The 15,827-nt window shown below is 64.0% G+C and carries 16 protein-coding genes; 14 read left to right on the forward strand and 2 right to left on the reverse strand.

Annotated elements, in window-relative coordinates; translation table 11 throughout:
* Positions 1 to 54: 54 nt before the first annotated feature.
* The 6 genes from V5F23_RS16215 (at position 55) to V5F23_RS16240 (ending at position 7,142) form a co-directional block, all read left to right on the forward strand.
* On the forward strand, positions 55 to 1,389 hold the full coding sequence (locus V5F23_RS16215; protein ID WP_047738918.1) for a CitMHS family transporter: 1,335 nt from the start codon (positions 55 to 57) through the stop codon (positions 1,387 to 1,389).
* 173 nt (positions 1,390 to 1,562) lie between these two features.
* Positions 1,563 to 3,185, forward strand: coding sequence for a methyl-accepting chemotaxis protein (locus tag V5F23_RS16220; RefSeq protein WP_047738919.1), 1,623 nt, complete (start codon positions 1,563 to 1,565; stop codon positions 3,183 to 3,185).
* Between the two features lie 117 nt (positions 3,186 to 3,302).
* Positions 3,303 to 3,977: a TetR/AcrR family transcriptional regulator gene (locus tag V5F23_RS16225; protein WP_047738920.1), complete on the forward strand. Its 675-nt coding sequence runs from the start codon at positions 3,303 to 3,305 to the stop codon at positions 3,975 to 3,977.
* A gap of 66 nt (positions 3,978 to 4,043) precedes the next feature.
* The gene (locus V5F23_RS16230) at positions 4,044 to 4,913 is read left to right on the forward strand and encodes an aldo/keto reductase (protein ID WP_338495603.1); all 870 of its coding nucleotides are present in this window, start codon (positions 4,044 to 4,046) and stop codon (positions 4,911 to 4,913) included.
* A 79-nt stretch (positions 4,914 to 4,992) separates the two neighbouring features.
* Positions 4,993 to 6,216, forward strand: a complete 1,224-nt coding sequence (locus V5F23_RS16235; protein ID WP_338498937.1) for an alpha/beta fold hydrolase — start codon at positions 4,993 to 4,995, stop codon at positions 6,214 to 6,216.
* Entirely contained in the window at positions 6,213 to 7,142 is a 930-nt protein-coding gene (locus V5F23_RS16240; RefSeq protein WP_338495604.1) for an NADP-dependent oxidoreductase, read from the forward strand. The genes V5F23_RS16235 and V5F23_RS16240 overlap by 4 nt, the downstream gene beginning before the upstream one ends.
* A gap of 54 nt (positions 7,143 to 7,196) precedes the next feature.
* On the opposite strand, the gene V5F23_RS16245 is transcribed toward V5F23_RS16240, so the two are convergent.
* Entirely contained in the window at positions 7,197 to 7,754 is a 558-nt protein-coding gene (locus tag V5F23_RS16245; protein WP_234407902.1) for a helix-turn-helix domain-containing protein, read from the reverse strand.
* Positions 7,755 to 7,965: 211 nt separating this feature from the next.
* On the opposite strand from V5F23_RS16245, the gene V5F23_RS16250 reads away from it, so the two are divergent.
* Genes V5F23_RS16250 through V5F23_RS16275 form a run of 6 tightly spaced genes read left to right on the forward strand, consistent with a single transcriptional unit; the run spans position 7,966 to position 11,817 of the window.
* Complete coding sequence (locus V5F23_RS16250; protein ID WP_080964356.1) at positions 7,966 to 8,853, forward strand: ATP-binding cassette domain-containing protein; 888 nt, start codon at positions 7,966 to 7,968, stop codon at positions 8,851 to 8,853.
* Entirely contained in the window at positions 8,850 to 9,629 is a 780-nt protein-coding gene (mlaE, locus tag V5F23_RS16255; RefSeq protein WP_047738924.1) for a lipid asymmetry maintenance ABC transporter permease subunit MlaE, read from the forward strand. The genes V5F23_RS16250 and mlaE overlap by 4 nt, the downstream gene beginning before the upstream one ends.
* A gap of 12 nt (positions 9,630 to 9,641) precedes the next feature.
* Positions 9,642 to 10,112 (forward strand): outer membrane lipid asymmetry maintenance protein MlaD, encoded by a 471-nt coding sequence (gene mlaD, locus V5F23_RS16260; protein WP_047738925.1) that lies wholly within the window; start codon positions 9,642 to 9,644, stop codon positions 10,110 to 10,112.
* Positions 10,109 to 10,864, forward strand: coding sequence for a VacJ family lipoprotein (locus V5F23_RS16265; protein ID WP_047738926.1), 756 nt, complete (start codon positions 10,109 to 10,111; stop codon positions 10,862 to 10,864). The genes mlaD and V5F23_RS16265 overlap by 4 nt, the downstream gene beginning before the upstream one ends.
* A 57-nt stretch (positions 10,865 to 10,921) precedes the next feature.
* Positions 10,922 to 11,551, forward strand: a complete 630-nt coding sequence (locus V5F23_RS16270; RefSeq protein WP_338495607.1) for an ABC transporter substrate-binding protein — start codon at positions 10,922 to 10,924, stop codon at positions 11,549 to 11,551.
* Positions 11,548 to 11,817, forward strand: a complete 270-nt coding sequence (locus V5F23_RS16275; RefSeq protein WP_053007409.1) for an STAS domain-containing protein — start codon at positions 11,548 to 11,550, stop codon at positions 11,815 to 11,817. The genes V5F23_RS16270 and V5F23_RS16275 overlap by 4 nt, the downstream gene beginning before the upstream one ends.
* On the opposite strand, the gene V5F23_RS16280 is transcribed toward V5F23_RS16275, so the two are convergent.
* Positions 11,791 to 13,812 (reverse strand): sigma-54-dependent Fis family transcriptional regulator, encoded by a 2,022-nt coding sequence (locus V5F23_RS16280; RefSeq protein WP_047738928.1) that lies wholly within the window; start codon positions 13,810 to 13,812, stop codon positions 11,791 to 11,793. The genes V5F23_RS16275 and V5F23_RS16280 overlap by 27 nt on opposite strands.
* A 180-nt stretch (positions 13,813 to 13,992) precedes the next feature.
* Between V5F23_RS16280 and V5F23_RS16285 the strand changes: the two genes are divergently transcribed.
* Both V5F23_RS16285 and V5F23_RS16290 read left to right on the forward strand, forming a co-directional pair.
* Entirely contained in the window at positions 13,993 to 15,015 is a 1,023-nt protein-coding gene (locus V5F23_RS16285) for a Gfo/Idh/MocA family oxidoreductase (protein ID WP_123578920.1), read from the forward strand.
* Positions 15,012 to 15,800, forward strand: coding sequence for a TIM barrel protein (locus V5F23_RS16290; protein WP_123578919.1), 789 nt, complete (start codon positions 15,012 to 15,014; stop codon positions 15,798 to 15,800). Before V5F23_RS16285 ends, V5F23_RS16290 begins: the two co-directional genes overlap by 4 nt.
* Positions 15,801 to 15,827: the final 27 nt, after the last annotated feature.

Consider the following 15,827-nt stretch of genomic DNA (forward strand, 5'->3'; position numbering starts at 1 on the left):
GCACCACGCGCAGATCCCATAAAAATAATTGTACTTTACGTCAAGGTGATACAAATGCTCTCACTACTCGGCTACGGCATGATCGTGACCTTCATGGCCCTGATCATGACCAAGCGGTTGTCACCCTTGGTTGCCATGACCACAGTGCCGATCGTATTCGCGCTGATCGCCGGTTTCGGCCCGGAGATGGGCGACATGATGATCGAGGGGCTGCGCAAGGTCGCACCGACGGCGATCATGGTGATGTTCGCGATCCTCTATTTCGGGGTCATGTTCGATACCGGTCTGTTCGATCCCATCATTCGCAAGTTCATTACGCTGATCAACGGCGACCCGATGAAGGCGGTCCTGTTCGCCACCTTGCTCGCGGGCATGGTGTCGCTGGACGGCGATGGCTCAACGACGTACATGATCACCATCACCGCGATGCTGCCGTTGTTCAAGCGCCTGCGCATGGACCCCTTGTGCCTGACGTGCGTGGTCATCCTGGCGGCGAGCGTGACCAACCTCCTGCCTTGGGGCGGCCCGTTGGCACGGGCGGCCGCGTCCCTGCAGGTCGACACCTCGGACCTGTTCCTGCCGCTGATCCCGGTGATGGTCGTGGCCTTCCTGGGCGTCATGGCACTGGCCTGTTTCATCGGCATTCGCGAACGCCAACGCCTGGGCAAGCTGCGGCTTTCGGCCGGCGCGGCGGCCACCCTTTTCGAGGATGATGGCGATGAAGGCTTGCCTTCGATGTCCGAGGAGAACGCCGAACTGCGCCGGCCAAAGTTGTTCTGGCTGAACGCCGGGCTGACCATCGCCTTGATGACGGGCCTGGTCACGGAAGTGCTGCCGCTGTCCATCCTGTTCATGGTCGCGTTCTCGATAGCCCTGGTGATCAACTACCCGCACATGCATGACCAGCGCCGACGAATTTCCGCCCACGCGCCAACGGCCTTGAACCAGATCGCGATCTTCCTCGCCGCCGGCATCCTGGCCGGCATCCTGTCGGGGACGGGCATGGTCAACGCAATGTCGGCCAGCTTCCTGGCGATGCTGCCAGAGACCTGGGGACCGTACATGGCGCCGATCACCGCGCTGGCGAGTATCCCGGGCACGTTCTTCATGTCCAACGACGCGTTCTACTACGGCGTGCTTCCGGTGCTGGCCAAGGCGGCCGCGGTGTACGGCATCTCCCCCGCGGAAATCGGCCGCGCATCGCTGGTAGGTCAACCGGTGCACCTGCTCAGCCCGCTGGTCGCCTCCACCTACCTGTTGTGCGGGCTGGCGGGCGTGGAGTTCAGCGACCACCAGAAGTACACCCTCAAATGGGCGTTCGCGCTGAGTTTCCTGCTTCTAGGCGTGTGCCTGGTCATGGGACTGTTCCCGCTCCAGGCAGGTGCTTGAGCCCCCCTCAAGCCGCCGATCCGTTGCACGTTCCAGTGACGGGCATTGCGGGGCATTCGTGCCTCGGGATGCCCGTCACGTTTATCCGCGCAGGCCCCAGGCTGGCGCATCAAGACCTCGTCGAACGCATCCGGCGGTGCCCGGATCCATCACTTGCGAAAGGGACATTTCTCATGCGCTTACGCCACCTCTCCATTGCCACTCGCATGGTTCTGGGGTTCGTCATCATTGCCCTCCTGAGCGTGGCGCTCGGGCTCTTTGCGTTACGCCAGATTGACGAAGTGCAGGATCAGTCGCTCAAGATCAAGGACAACTGGCTCCAGCAGGTGCGTGCGCTGGGAGCGGCGAACGCCGCGTTGAACCGCTATCGGATGGGGTCGATGCAGCACATCCTCTCCACCCGTGAACAAGACATGCAGTCCTATGAAGAAAAAACCGCCGGACGCCTGCAGCAGGTTCGCGAACAGATGCAGACCTACGCTCGACTGCTTGAAAGCGATGAAGAAAAAGCCCGCCTGGCGGCCTTCAATGCCAGCCTGGATGTGTACGCGCAGAACCATCTCGAATTGCTCAAGCGTTCTCGTCAAGGCGACAAGACCGGCGCCCGGGAATACCTGATGACGATCAGGAACTCCTATGACCAGATGACCCAGAACTTCGACGACCTGATCGACCGTTCCAACGCTGGGGCCGAAGCCGCGGGCGATCATTGCGTCGAGGCCTACCAGCGTGCCGTGCGTGGCGTGGTCCTGGTGATCGTCATGGTGGGCATTGGTACGATCCTGGTGGCCTGGCTGCTGACCCGCAGCATTACCACGCCGCTGAACCAGGCGGTGAAAGCGGCGCGAACGATTTCCGAAGGTGACTTGAGTCACCCCATCCACCCTACCGGCAACGATGAGGCCACCCGCCTGCTGGAGTCGCTGGCGACGATGCAGGACAACCTGATCCGGACCCTGGGCCAGATTTCCAGCTCATCACGCCAACTGACCCTCTCCACGGCGCAACTGAACACGGTCACACAGATGTCCGGCAAGGACATTCACCAGCAGCACGGTGAAATCGAGCAAGCGGCCACGGCAGTCAATGAAATGACCGCGGCCATCGAAGAGGTCGCCCGCAACGCGCTGTCCACCTCGCAACTGTCCGTGGCGTCCCGGGACACCGCGCTTCGTGGCCAGCAACGCATGGTCGAGACCCTCAGTGCGATCCAGGCCCTCACCCACAACGTGCAGCTGAGTTCAAGGCAGGTGGAGGGCCTGGCGGAACAGGCCCAGGGCATTGGCAAAGTGCTGGACGTGATTGGCACCATCGCCGAACAAACCAACCTGCTGGCCTTGAACGCGGCCATCGAAGCCGCCCGTGCCGGCGACGCCGGTCGCGGTTTTGCAGTGGTGGCCGATGAGGTGCGTGCGCTGGCGCACCGTACCGTGCAGTCGACACGGGAAATTGAACTCATGATCAGCGGCATTCGCAGCGAAACGGACCTGGCCGTATCGACCATGCTCAGCAGCAGTGAAAAGACCCGCGTCACCCTTTCCCTGGCCCAGGCCACCCAAAGCGCACTGGCAGACATCGTGGCCGCCAACGACGACATCAACCAACGCAACCTGATGATCACTACCGCGACCGAGGAACAGGCCCACGTGGCCCGATCGGTCGATCGGAACTTGCTGAACATCCGCGACCTGTCGGTTCAATCGGCGACGGGCTCCGAGCAAACCACTCGTGCGTCCCAGTCACTGGGGCTGCTGGCAACGGAGCTGAACGCCATGGTCCAGCACTTCAAGATGTAACCAGGCGCCACCACAGGTTTGCCATGGGCCCCTGGTTTATTACGCGGCCGGACAGTTGGCGGGTTACAAAATGTACTGTACAGTACGATACGTAATTAACCCTTGCAGACACCCGCCATGACCCCGATTCCGCCCATCACACCACCCAAGCACCGAACAGCCAAAGGCGCCCAACGTCTTCGAGACCTGCTGGCTGTCGCGGCGGAACAGTTCCTGGACCGCGGCTTTGACGGCGTAGCCGTCGACGACCTGATCGCCCGTGTGGGCGGCTCGCGCAGCAACATCTACAGCCACTTCGGCGGCAAGGAAGGGTTGTTCAAGGAAGCGATGCTCAACCTGTGCGTAGAAGTGGCCAAGCCGCTGGAGCAATTGAACATCGCCAACGGCAAGCCAGAGCAAGTGCTGCCGCTTCTCGGCAAGCGCCTGCTGGACACGGCCCTGGCACCACGCACGCTGGCGCTGCATCGGCTGCTGGTGAATGAAGGCAGGCGCTTTCCCGATATTGCCCAGGCGATGTGGGATGTCAGCTACGGCAAGGCCGTCGACATCCTGGCCAGCTGGATCGCGACCCAGCAAGAAAGTGGAAAAGGGTTGGCGAACACGGTCCCGGCAAAAACCCTGGCCGAACACTTCATCAGCCTGGTGTCGGGTCACACCAAGCTGCTGGCCGCCTCGGGGCTGCGCTCTTCACTGTTGTCCGACAGCGAGATCGACGACATCGTCGGTCATGCAGTCCAGACGTTTCTCTACGGCGCATCAAGCCTCGAATCGAGGCGTCAGGGAGAACCCTGAGCGCCGCAGCACGTGGGGTTTTTCAACGACCGTTGAATCGGCCAAGGCCTTGTCCGGAGGGACAACATGAACACACCCGCTCTCAATCCACGTCAATGGCGCCTTGGCGCAGACCTGCCCATCAACCGGCTCGGCTTTGGCGCCATGCGCCTGCCCTGCAACGGCTTTCGAGGGCCGGCGCGCGACCCTGAAACCGGACGCGCGGTACTGCGCCGTGCCTTGGAACTGGGCGTCAATCTGATCGACACGGCTGATTTCTATCGCAGCAGCGATGGCCCCGTGCGTGCCAACTCGCTTATCCGCGAGGCATTGCACCCCTACCCGTCCGACTTGGTGATCGCCACCAAGGTGGGCGTGGTGTTCAATGCAGATGGCAGTCACCGTCCGGCAACGGGTTCCCAGATGCGAGGGCTGGTTGAAGCGAACCTGACAAACCTGGGCCTGGATCGTCTTGACCTGGTCTATCTGCGCATCGGCGAAATGTCGCCGCCCCACGGCGAGTCCCTGGCGGAGCGATTCGAAGCGCTGGCCGCGCTGCGCGAGGAAGGCCTGATACGCCACCTTGGCCTGAGCAACATCGACCACGGTCATCTGACGCAAGCCCGCGCCATCGCGCCGGTCGCGGCGGTCCAAAACAACTTTCACATCGCCAGACGCCAGGACTTGGGGTTGCTCAAGGCCTGCGAGGAGGCAGGCATAGCTTTCTGTCCATTCTTTCCGCTGGGCGGAGGCGCGGGCAACCTCGACGAGGCGCGGCTGGACCGAGTAGCGAAGCGGCACGCTGCCACACCCTCCCAGGTAGCACTGGCCTGGTTGCTGGCGTTGTCGCCGGCGATGCTGGCGATCCCTGGCACGGGCTCGATCCAGCATCTGAACGAGAATGTCGCCGCCGCCAACATCCAGCTGACTGACGAAGATCATGCCGACCTCGCCTGAGTCGGGTCGATGGCCCGTCGTGGGACGCCTGTGGGTCGGCTGCGCGCTACTGGCGATGACGGCGGCGGTCGCGGCGTTGATGGCCGGCTGCACCACGGCGAATTTCAGCGAACCGCCCGTTGCATCGGTCAGCTTCGAAGACTACCGGCGCGACACCATCCAGCGAATCCAGGCCAACCGCCGCTTCCAGCTTGCCGACGCGGCCGCCGAGCTGGCCTGGAATGCGCCGCAGGAGTGGCGGCCGGCGTCATCCGACGCAGGCGCCAGGCCGCGCAAAGGAATTCTGCTCGTGCACGGTCTCGGCGATTCGCCCTGGTCATTCCAGGACCTGGCGCAACCGCTGGCCAGGCAAGGTTTCCTTGTGCGGACCATCCTGCTCCCCGGTCACGGGACGCGTCCCGAAGACCTGCTGGAAACCACCGCGCAACAATGGCGCCAAGTGGTCTGGGAGCAGGCCAATGCACTGCAACGGGATGTCGAGGGCCCCGTTTACCTGGGCGGTTTCTCCACGGGCGCCAACCTGGTGCTCGAATACGGCTACGCCCATCCGCAGATCGCCGGGTTGGTGTTGTTCTCCCCCGGGTTCAAGAGCTCGCCCTTCGACTGGCTTGCGCCGCCGGTGGCCCGCCTCCGACCCTGGCTTATCCAGCCGGGCGGCAGCCTGCCCATGCAAAACGCCTTCAAGTACTTCAATGTGCCCGCCAACGGATTCGCCCAGTTCTATCGCACCAGCGCCAATGCGCGCCAACTGTTGCGTGACCGGACCTATGACAAGCCGGTCTTCATGGTGGTCGCCCAACACGACTCGGTGCTGAACACCGATTACCTGCTCGAGGTTTTCCAACGGCGCTTCACGCACCCGGACAGCCGCCTGGTCTGGTATGGCGATGAACCCGACGGCCTGGTGGATCGGCAGCGTGTACTGATCCGCCCCGACCGCCTGCCCGAATGGCACATCAGTCAGTTCTCGCACATGGGCCTGATGTTTTCTGCGGACAATCCCCTCTACGGCAACGGCGGCAGCTTGCGCATCTGTCTTAACGGCTTGCGTGAAAAAGACACGCAGGTCTGCGAGCAAGGCGTACCCGTCTGGTATTCGGACTGGGGCTATCGCGAAGAAGGAAAGATCCACGCCCGGCTGACCTTCAACCCTTACCTGGACTGGCAGACCTCAGTGATGGCACACGTGCTGGGCGGTCCCCAGCCCCACAGCGTCAGCGCCGAGAGCGAGCGGACGACGACTCACAGCAACCCCAGCGATGCATCCGGTTCCCCCACACCCATCAAGACGAGTCGTCCATGAAGAGAGTGCAATTTGGCCGCTACGGTGGCCCTGAAGAAATGTCGTTTGCCGACTACACGCTGCCACCGCTGGCGCCTCAAAGGGTCCGCGTTCGCGTCAAAGCGGCGGCGCTCAACCCCCTCGACTGGAAGGTGCGGCGCGGCGACATGAAGCTGGTCAGCGGATGGAAATTTCCCCAAGGCATGGGCTCTGACTTCGCCGGCGTGGTGGAGCAGATCGGTGCCCAGGTCAGCGGGTTTCAAGTGGGCGACGAGGTGTTCGGCACGACCGAGATCAGCCGGCAAGGTGCGTTCGCCGAAGTCATCGACGCCAACGCCAAGCTGGTCGTACGCAAGCCCGCCTCACTCTCCTTCAGCGAGGCCGCCTGCCTCCCGATCCCGGCCACGACGGCGTGGGCCGCCATCTTAGGCATCGCAGACGCGGGCCCTGGTTCGAGGATCTTCATTCACGGGTGCAGCGGCGCGGTGGGAAGCTGCGCGGTTCAGCTTGCGCTGGCCCATGGGGCGCAGGTTTCCGGCGCCTGCGGCGCTGCCTCGCTGGCCGCCGTGAAGGCTGCCGGGGTCAACCCCGCGTTGACGTACTCGGACAAAGCCTCGTTCGCCGCCGAGGGTCTCTACGACGCGGTATTCGATACCCTCGGTACGCTGACGCTCCACGACGGGCTGAAGCTACTCAAGCCCAAGGGCCGCTTCATCGACATCAACCCGACCCCCGGCAGAGTGCTGCGGGGCCTGGTATCCGGACGCTACCGGATGACGTTCTCCACCAGCGGCTACAAAAACCTGGAGGACATCGCCAGGTTGTCCGCCGAAGGGACGTTGCATGGCTGCATCGGGCTGGAGGCACCGTTCGCGGATGCGCTGTCGGTCATCAAGGCCGCCGAACAGGGGCATCGGCGGCTCGGCCGGATCGTCTTGCTCATGTAACCGCGCCACGTTGGGCAGGGTCGACAGGCGATCGACCTTGTCCAGCCGCAGGGTCTATCGGGCGCACACGCCTTCGAGAAACGCCTGCTCGATCACCCCGGCCAAACCCGCCCGGGCAATGCGGCCTCGTCGCTCGGCATCGACCAGCCCGATCATCGTGGCGGCCCAGAGCTCGGTCAGGCCCGCCGCCGGGATGTCGATGCGAAACACCCCTTCGCGCTGGCCGCGCAGGAAGAACCCATCAAGGCGCAGTTCCCACTCCGAGGCCTTGTTCGCGTCCTGGGCCGCGTACTTCTCCCGCCGGAAATACATCAGGAACGTAATCAGCTCGCGATGCTCGAGGTAATTGGCGTTAAGGCGTCCGAGTGCCTCCAAGGGAGGCGACGAATCGAGCGCTGCGCGGTGCATCGCCTGGCTCAGCAAGCTCATGCTATGGACCATCAAACGGGTGACCAGCGCATCGCGAGTCTGGCAATAGCGGTACAGCGTGGCCTTGCTGATCCCCACTGCCCTGGCCAACTCCATCAAGGTGCCTCGCGGGTGTTCCACCATCGCCATCGCCAATGACGCCAGAAGTTGGCTGTCATCGGCCTGAATCTCCGGGCCTGCCACAGGGTTCTCACCAAATACCAATTCAAGAGGGCGTGAATCCTATCAGGGTCCCTGGCGATCTTCACCACTCACCTCAGGGGTCATGCTGCTCGTACGAACCATTACATCAAGAAACAAATCTTAACCGTATCTTATGAATCTTTATTGATTCAATTTTTACGCATAAGTACCATCCAACTCTCAAATGTTCACCCTAAAAAGGGGCAGAGCCATGTCCAGTCGCCACGCCACACCGTCCCAGGAGCTGTCCGCCGTCAGTGCTGGACACCCTCTCAGCCGCTGCCAGGAAGGGACGCAAGACGAGGCCTTCGTTGAACTGCACCAGGTCTCTTTCAACTACGGCGACAGGAGGGTCCTCAGCGACGTGTCCATGCGTTTCCCTCGTGGCAAGGTCACGGCCATCCTGGGTGGTTCCGGCTGTGGCAAGACCACGTTGTTGCATCTGGTCGCGGGGGTGCATGCCCCCTGTTCCGGGCATCTGACCCTGGAGGGTGAACACTTCGACGCCACCGACAAAACCCAGCTCCACGCGCTGCGGCGCAGGCTGGGCATGCTGCTGCAGTTCGGCGCGCTGTTTACCGACTTGACGGTGTACGAGAACGTGGCGTTCGCGTTGCGCGAGCACACCGACCTGGGTGAGCCCGCCATCCGCGACATCGTCTTGATGAAGCTCAATGCGGTGGGACTGCGCGGCGCGGCAAACCTGCGCATCGATCAGCTCTCGGGTGGCATGGCCCGGCGTATCGCGCTGGCCAGGGCCATTGCGCTGGACCCCGAGCTCTTGCTGTATGACGAGCCGTTCTCCGGGCTGGACCCCATTTCCCTGGGCGTCATCGCCAACCTGATCCGCAGTCTGAACGACGCCACCGGCGCAACCACGCTGATGGTGACCCATGACGTACGCGAGTCGTTCGCGGTCTGCGACTACGCCTACCTCATGACCTCCGGGGGCCGGCTGATCGCACGTGGAACCCCTGCCGAGCTGCAGGCCAGCAGCGATCCCGAAGTGCGCCAGTTCATCCGGGGCGAACCCGATGGCCCGGTGAGATTCCACTACCCCGCCGAGCCCATCGACGAGCAACTGGGGCGAACACAATGACGGCGTTGCGAGCGCTCGGTCACGTCACCCTCGATCGCGTGCAGGCGCTGGGCCAGGCCACAGTGCTCTGCCTCAGGATGACCCGCGCGATCCCTGCCGCCCTGCGTCGCTCCCGGCACGTGGTCGACCAGTTGCATGCCACCGGCAATCGCTCGCTGGCACTCATCCTGGCTTCGGGGACCGCAGTGGGACTGGTACTGGCGCTGCAGCTTTACCTCACGCTGGCCACCTACGGCACTGCCGAAACCCTGGGGTTGGTGGTGAACCTCTCGCTGGTGCGCGAGCTCGGCCCGGTGGTCGCGGCCCTGCTGTTCGCCGGCCGTGCGGGCACATCGCTCACGGCGCAGATCGGCTTGATGAAAGCCGGCGAGCAACTCCTGGCGATGGAACTGATGGCCATCGACCCGCTGGCCCGCGTACTGACGCCGCGCTTTATCGCCGGCATCGCAGTCATGCCGCTGCTGGCCTTGCTCTTCAGCGCCGTGGGGATTCTCGGTGCCTATGTCGTTGCCGTGCCGCTGCTTGGCGTGGATGCCGGCAACTTCTGGGCGATCCAGCAGAACGGGGTCGATGCCTGGCGCGACATCGGCAACGGCCTGGTCAAGAGCTTCTTCTTCGGCATCGTGGTCACGGCCACGGCGCTCTACCAGGGTTACGAGGCACGGCCGACGCCCGAAGGCGTCGCCGCCGCCACCACGCGGGGGGTCGTCATCGCTTCACTGTGCGTCCTCTGCACCGATTTCATCTTGACCGCGCTGATGTTCAGCCCCCGCTAGGAGTATGTCCCCATGACCCTCAAGAGCACCGAGACACTCGTTGGCCTGTTCGTTCTGCTGGCACTCCTGGCGCTGCTCTTTCTGGCACTCAAGGCGGCCAACCTGGGCAACTTCGAAGCAGGCAAAACCTACGCATTGACCGCACATTTTTCCAACATCGGCAGCTTGCGGCCGCGAGCGCCGGTGAAGAGCGCCGGGGTGAGGGTCGGACGCGTAGACGCCATCACCTTCGACCCCGAGCGCTTCCAGGCGGTGGTCACTCTGGCCATCGATGAGCGCTATCGATTTCCGGTGGATTCCGCCGCAAAAATCCTCACCTCGGGATTGCTGGGCGAGCAGTACATTGGGATCGAGCCCGGCGGCGACGACTTGACACTCGCCTCCGGGGCGACCGTCACACAGACGCAGTCGGCGGTCGTGCTGGAGAACCTGATCGGTCAATTCCTCACGGGTCGCGGCGCCGAATCAGGGAGCCAGCCATGAGCCGGCTGCTGACTTGGCTGGTGGCCGTGCAACTGCTCATGGGTTGCGCAAGCGTCTCTCCAGGCCCATCGCCGGCCGCCCAGCGCGTCGACCCATGGGAGCCTTGGAACCGCAAGGTCTATGCCTTCAACGACACCGTGGACCGTAGCGTCCTGGCCCCCGTCGCCCAAGGCTATCGCGACCATGTCCCGTCACCCGTGCGCAGCGGCGTGGGCAACGTCTTCAACAACTTTGCCGACCTGTGGTCGACCGCCAATCACCTGCTCCAGAACAAGGTGCAGCCCGGTGCCGAGATGGGTGCGCGGGTGATCACCAATACCGTGCTGGGAGTGCTCGGGGTGTTCGACGTGGCCACCTTGATGGGCCTTGCGCGCCAACCGGAAGATTTCGGGCAGACGCTGGGCGTCTGGGGCCTGGCGAGTGGTCCCTACCTGGTCCTTCCGCTGCTAGGCCCCTCCTCCGTGCGCGATGGAGTGGGCGTGGCGACGGAACTCTCACTGGCGTCGCCCAGCCAATTGGCGAGCGCGACTGCCGGCCAGGTCGCGATCACCGGGCTGCAGGCGGTGCAGGCACGGGCGAACCTGCTCGATACCACGGCACTGCTCGACGACGTTGCGTTGGATCGCTACAGCTTCACTCGCGACGCCTATCTGCAACGGCGCCAGAGCCTGGTCCACGACGGATCGCCACCGGTGGACTTCGAAGACTTCGAGGACGGGCCGGCGGCCGACGCCCCGCTTCGCCCTCAATGAAACCCCGCAGCGTCAGCCCCACCAGCTGATGCCCCAAGAACACCAGAGGAACAGCAGATGCCTTCCAGGATTTTCTTCACAACCCTCGCGGGCGGTGCCCTGTGGGCGCTCGCCTGCCTGCTTGCACTGGACTCGGCGTACGCTCAGACGCCACCGCAGGCGTGGGTACGCCAACTTTCGAGCGAAGTCATCAACGCCACCCAGCGCGATCGATCCTCGCCGGGTGACGCCACCGCCCTCATCGAACGGGTGAAAGCGACGCTCATTCCGGCGATCGATTTCCAACGGGTCACCCGTTCGGCCGTCGGCCCGCGCTGGCGCGATGCGACGCTTGCCCAACGGCAGCGCCTGCAAGAGGAATTCAAGACCTTGCTGATTCACTTCTATGCGGGCGGCATCCGGCAGATCAGCGATTACTCGGTGGAGGTCACCGACACCCTTCCCGTCCCCAACCAACCGTCCCAGGTCATCGTGCGGTCCCGGGCATCGGGCCGCGGGGAAACGCACCAACTCGATTACCGATTGGACAAGGTGGGGGACGACTGGAAAATAGTCGACGTGAGCCTGGATGGCATCTGGGTCACGCTCAGCTATCGCTCGCAGTTTGCCGAGCTCCTGGCCAAAGGCGGAATAGACAGCCTCATCGAGGCCCTGGCCGAACAGAATCGCAAAGGCAACCCATCGTGAACGCTCCCTCGACATGGCGGTTGCCCGCCCACGCCACTGCAACGCAGTTCAACACGCTGCTCAGCCAACTGGGCGACGCAAGCTGTATCGACGCCAGTGCCCTGGCGCGCTTCGACACGTCAACCCTGGCCCTGCTGCTGGAGGCGCGGCGACGTGCCAGGCATCGCGCCGAGCCCTTCAGGGTGACGAATGCGCCGCCGCGGCTGCTGGCCTTGGCACGGCTGCACGGCGTCGAAGCCCTACTGTTTGCCGAGCCCCCGATCTAGCTCATCGCAACGAAACGTTTCGGCACTCAACCCATACCGACTCATCTTGTTGTACAGCCCGCCCCGGGACACATTCAGTTGCCGGGCGGCGAGGCGGATGTTGCCTCGGGTTTCCTTGAGGGCCGCGACGATCGCGTTCATTTCGTGGGCATCGAGCCCCATCGCCGGCGAGCGCTCAGCCGCGCTGCCGGGCAGTGACGGCCGGCCACGCTGCTGGAGTTCCAGGGGCAGGTCATCCGCCTGGATCAACTCGCCGACCGCCAGGTTGGTGGCTCGCTCGATGATGTTTTCCAGCTCCCGCACATTGCCTGGCCAGTGATAGGCAGACAGCACATCCAGCGCCTGCGGCGAGATGCCTCGCACCGCCTTGCGCAGTGAACGGGCGCAGCGGCCGAGGAAATGCTGCGCCAGCAACGGCACATCCTCGCGACGCATGCGCAGCGGCGGCACCGTCAGGTTCAGCACATTGAGCCGGTAGTAAAGGTCTTCGCGAAACGCGCCATCGGCCACGGCCTGGCTGAGGTTGCGGTGGGTGGCGGCGATGATGCGTACGTTCACCCGCTGGGATTTCTTCGCCCCCACCCGGGTGACCTCGCCTTCCTGCAAGACCCGCAACAGGCTGACCTGGGCACCGAATGACATGTCACCGATTTCGTCGAGAAAGATCGTGCCGCCATCGGCCAACTCGAACTTGCCGGCCGAGCCGCCGCGCGCCGAACCGGTGAAGGCGCCTTCGACATGCCCGAACAACTCGCTCTGCACCAGGTCCCGCGGGATCGCCCCGCAGTTGACCGCCACGAACGGGCCGCCGCGCCGCTCGCTGGCGTTGTGGATCGCCTGGGCGAACAGTTCCTTGCCGGTGCCGCTTTCACCAAGGATCAACGTGGTCGAGTCGCTGCGACTGGCGATGCGCCCCAGGTGCAGCGCGTCCTGGATCGCCCGGGAACTGCCCTGGATGGTGTCGAAGGTGTAGCTGGCCTGGGTACCGATGAGCCGTCGCGTGATGTCCCGGATGCGCCGGTTCTCGCGCAGCGAAACGATGCGGCCGCCCTGCTCCAGCGCACACACCGACACCAGGCACGCCAGGTGGCTGCGGTCATGCAGTTCGAACGTGCAATCCAGGTCTCGCAGCCCTTCCCCGCCACGCAGCAACATTTTGTCGCTCAGCTCGCTCTGGCCCAGGCGTTGGAACGGCTGGCCCAGCAGGTCGCGTCCGACGCCAAACAGCTGTCGCGCGTAGCCGTTGATGGCCCTGATGCAGCCGCGCTCGTCCAGCACGACCAAGCCTTCGTTGAGCACTTCAAGCACCGTCTGTTGCTCCTCCAGCAACGCCTGGAGTGCCATCTGTCGCGAGACGGCTTCAGCGGCGGCCTGGACGGTGCCCAGCGTATGGAAGTGAAACCAGCCCGGCTCTGCCGTCAGGGTCAGGATGGCCAGTGTCCGGCCCTGCGGGTCACGGATCGGGGCGGCGGCACAATGCATGCGCCGTCGACGCAGGCCAGTGCCGAAGTTCTCTTCGGCCAGCACGTAGACCAGGCGGTCTTCCGCCAGCGCCAGGCCGGTGCAATTGGTGCCTTGCACCGATTCCAGCAGGCGGCTGCCCACCGGCGTGAGGTCGAGGCCGCAGAAGTACAGCGTGGTCCCTTGGGCATCGGTCAGGTTGATGTGCCCCCTGGGGTTGTAGGCCAGCAATCCGCCCATGACCTCGGCGGCCACCGCAATCATCGCCCGGTGGGCGGCCAGCGTCGCGGTCAGCACGGCCGGCTCGACGAAGCGGTACACGCCATCCTCGGGATCGAGACCGGCCTCGACGCTGCGCAGCCAGGAGTTCCAGATCACCTGCCGGACCCCGGCCGGGCGCTCGACGCGTCCCGCCAGGCATGCCAGCCAGGCCCGTTCCAACTCAGGGATCGGCCCGTCACTCAACGACGCCGGACCGAGAGAAGTGATGTAGTCGAGGTCTTGCTCGCTGACAGCGATGGGCGCCGGTAGCACAGGCTTCTCCAATGTTCATTTTTTAGACATGTCCAGTATAGGCATGTCATTAGATTTAACACTTTTTCCATCAACTCAAAAATAAATCGTTATTTATCAATTGCTTATTAACTGGCACAGGGCTTGCTATTTCTCAGCACAGTGCAACCACTGGCTCATAACAACAAGGAAGCCCGTTTCATGAACACATCCAAGATCATCCGCCTCGGCCTCATCGGTGCCGGTCGCATGGGCAGCTTTCACGGCCTGACGGCCGCCCGCCACATTCCCGGTGCCTGCCTGGCGGCCATCGCCGACCCGACGCCGGGCCAAGCCGCCCGCCTGGCTGCACAGCTGGACGTGACGCGGGTCTATACCGACCCCCAGCAGTTGCTCGACGACCCCGAGATCGACGGCGTGTTGATCGCCGCTCCGGCCCGCAGCCACGCCGAGCTGGTCATCAACGCCGCCCGTGCCGGTAAGCATGTGTTCTGCGAAAAACCCATGGCCATCACCCTTGACGAAGCCGACCGCGCCATCGCCGCCGCAGCCGATGCCCGGGTCACCCTGCAAGTGGGTTTCAACCGCCGCTTCGCCAAGAGCTTTCGCACCGCCCACCTGGACGTGGCCGCCGACCGCATCGGCACGCCACAACTGCTGCGCTCGCTGACTCGCGACCCGGCGCTGAACAACCCGGCCAACTCGCCACAGTGGGTCATCTTCCTGGAAACCTTGATCCACGACTTCGACACCTTGCGCTACCTCAATCCCGGCGCCGAAGTGGTCGAGGTCTTCGTGATGGCCGATGCCCTGATCGCCCCAGCATTCAAAAGCAAGGGGTTGCTCGACACCGCCACGGTGACCCTGCGTTTCGACAATGGCGCCATCGCCACCGCCGAGGCGAACTTCCAGGCCGTGTATGGCTACGATGTCCGGGGCGAGGTGTTCGGCAGCGCCGGCATGTTGACCATGGGTGGCGTGCACGATGGCGACCTGGTGCGCTACCTGGCCGATGGTATCCAGGCCGACACACAGCGCCTGGACACCGACCTGCTGCGCGATGCCTACGTGGCCGAGCTCAACCACTTCGTCGACTGCCTGCGCAGCGGTGCCAAACCGCTGGCCAGCGGCGAAGACGCCCGGGCCGCGCTGGCCATCGCCCGCGCGTGCATCGAGTCGTTCCAGCTAGGCCAGCCGGTGCGCGTGCAAGGAGGCCGGCCATGAGCTTTATCCCCTTCAAGCTGGCGGTCAGCGCCGAAATGGTCTTCCTCGACCGGCCCTTCATCGAACGGGTCGAACGGATTCATGCGCTGGGCTTCAGTGCTGAAATCTGGGACTGGACCCAAAAGGACATCGCCGCCCTGGTTGCCACCGGCGCCGACTTCACGTCGATGACCGGCTACATCAAGGGCAACCTGACCGATCCGCAGGGCATCCAGCAATTGCTCGACAGCGCGCGCGAATCCCTGGCCGTCGCCGCCCGATTGAACTGCCCAAGCCTGAACCTGCACGGCACGGGCCTGGGCGACCAAGGCTTGCCCGTCAAACCGGTGGCCCTCACCACCGGTCGCATGTGGCTGAGCGCTTGCAAGACCCTGGAAAAAATCGCCCGCCTGGGCGAAGACGCCGGCCGGGTCTTCCTGCTGGAAAACCTCAACACCGAGGTGGACCACCCCGGCACGCCGTTCGCACGCGCCGACGATACCCTGGCGTTGATCGAGGCCGTGGGCAGCCCTCACCTCAAGATGAACCTGGACCTCTATCATGCGCAGATCGGCGAAGGAAACCTGATCGAGCTGATCCAGCGCGCCGGCAGCGCCATCGGTGAAATCCAGGTCGCGGATGTGCCGGGGCGCAGGGAACCGGGCACGGGTGAAATCCACTACCCGGCCATTGCCAAGGCCTTGTTCGGCATCGGCTATACCGGTGTCGTCGGCCTGGAGGGCTGGGCCAGCGATGACAGTGAAGTGGCCCTTGAACGCTTCCGGCAAGCCTTCACACTGGACTGACGACGACGCGGCGCCCCTGGGCCACGG

The organism is Pseudomonas sp. WP18, assembly GCF_036689585.1.
GTDB lineage: Bacteria > Pseudomonadota > Gammaproteobacteria > Pseudomonadales > Pseudomonadaceae > Aquipseudomonas > Aquipseudomonas chlororaphis_E.

Excerpts from the sequence above, each read along its gene's own strand:
- V5F23_RS16290 (WP_123578919.1), top strand. The coding sequence starts at position 15,012 with ATGAGCTTTATCCCCTTCAAGCTGGCGGTCAGCGCCGAAATGGTCTTC.
- mlaD (WP_047738925.1), top strand. The coding sequence starts at position 9,642 with ATGACCCTCAAGAGCACCGAGACACTCGTTGGCCTGTTCGTTCTGCTG.
- V5F23_RS16230 (WP_338495603.1), top strand. The coding sequence starts at position 4,044 with ATGAACACACCCGCTCTCAATCCACGTCAATGGCGCCTTGGCGCAGAC.
- V5F23_RS16250 (WP_080964356.1), top strand. The coding sequence starts at position 7,966 with ATGTCCAGTCGCCACGCCACACCGTCCCAGGAGCTGTCCGCCGTCAGT.
- V5F23_RS16225 (WP_047738920.1), top strand. The coding sequence starts at position 3,303 with ATGACCCCGATTCCGCCCATCACACCACCCAAGCACCGAACAGCCAAA.
- V5F23_RS16215 (WP_047738918.1), top strand. The coding sequence starts at position 55 with ATGCTCTCACTACTCGGCTACGGCATGATCGTGACCTTCATGGCCCTG.
- mlaE (WP_047738924.1), top strand. The coding sequence starts at position 8,850 with ATGACGGCGTTGCGAGCGCTCGGTCACGTCACCCTCGATCGCGTGCAG.
- V5F23_RS16220 (WP_047738919.1), top strand. The coding sequence starts at position 1,563 with ATGCGCTTACGCCACCTCTCCATTGCCACTCGCATGGTTCTGGGGTTC.
- V5F23_RS16240 (WP_338495604.1), top strand. The coding sequence starts at position 6,213 with ATGAAGAGAGTGCAATTTGGCCGCTACGGTGGCCCTGAAGAAATGTCG.
- V5F23_RS16270 (WP_338495607.1), top strand. The coding sequence starts at position 10,922 with ATGCCTTCCAGGATTTTCTTCACAACCCTCGCGGGCGGTGCCCTGTGG.
- V5F23_RS16265 (WP_047738926.1), top strand. The coding sequence starts at position 10,109 with ATGAGCCGGCTGCTGACTTGGCTGGTGGCCGTGCAACTGCTCATGGGT.
- V5F23_RS16235 (WP_338498937.1), top strand. The coding sequence starts at position 4,993 with ATGGCCGGCTGCACCACGGCGAATTTCAGCGAACCGCCCGTTGCATCG.
- V5F23_RS16285 (WP_123578920.1), top strand. The coding sequence starts at position 13,993 with ATGAACACATCCAAGATCATCCGCCTCGGCCTCATCGGTGCCGGTCGC.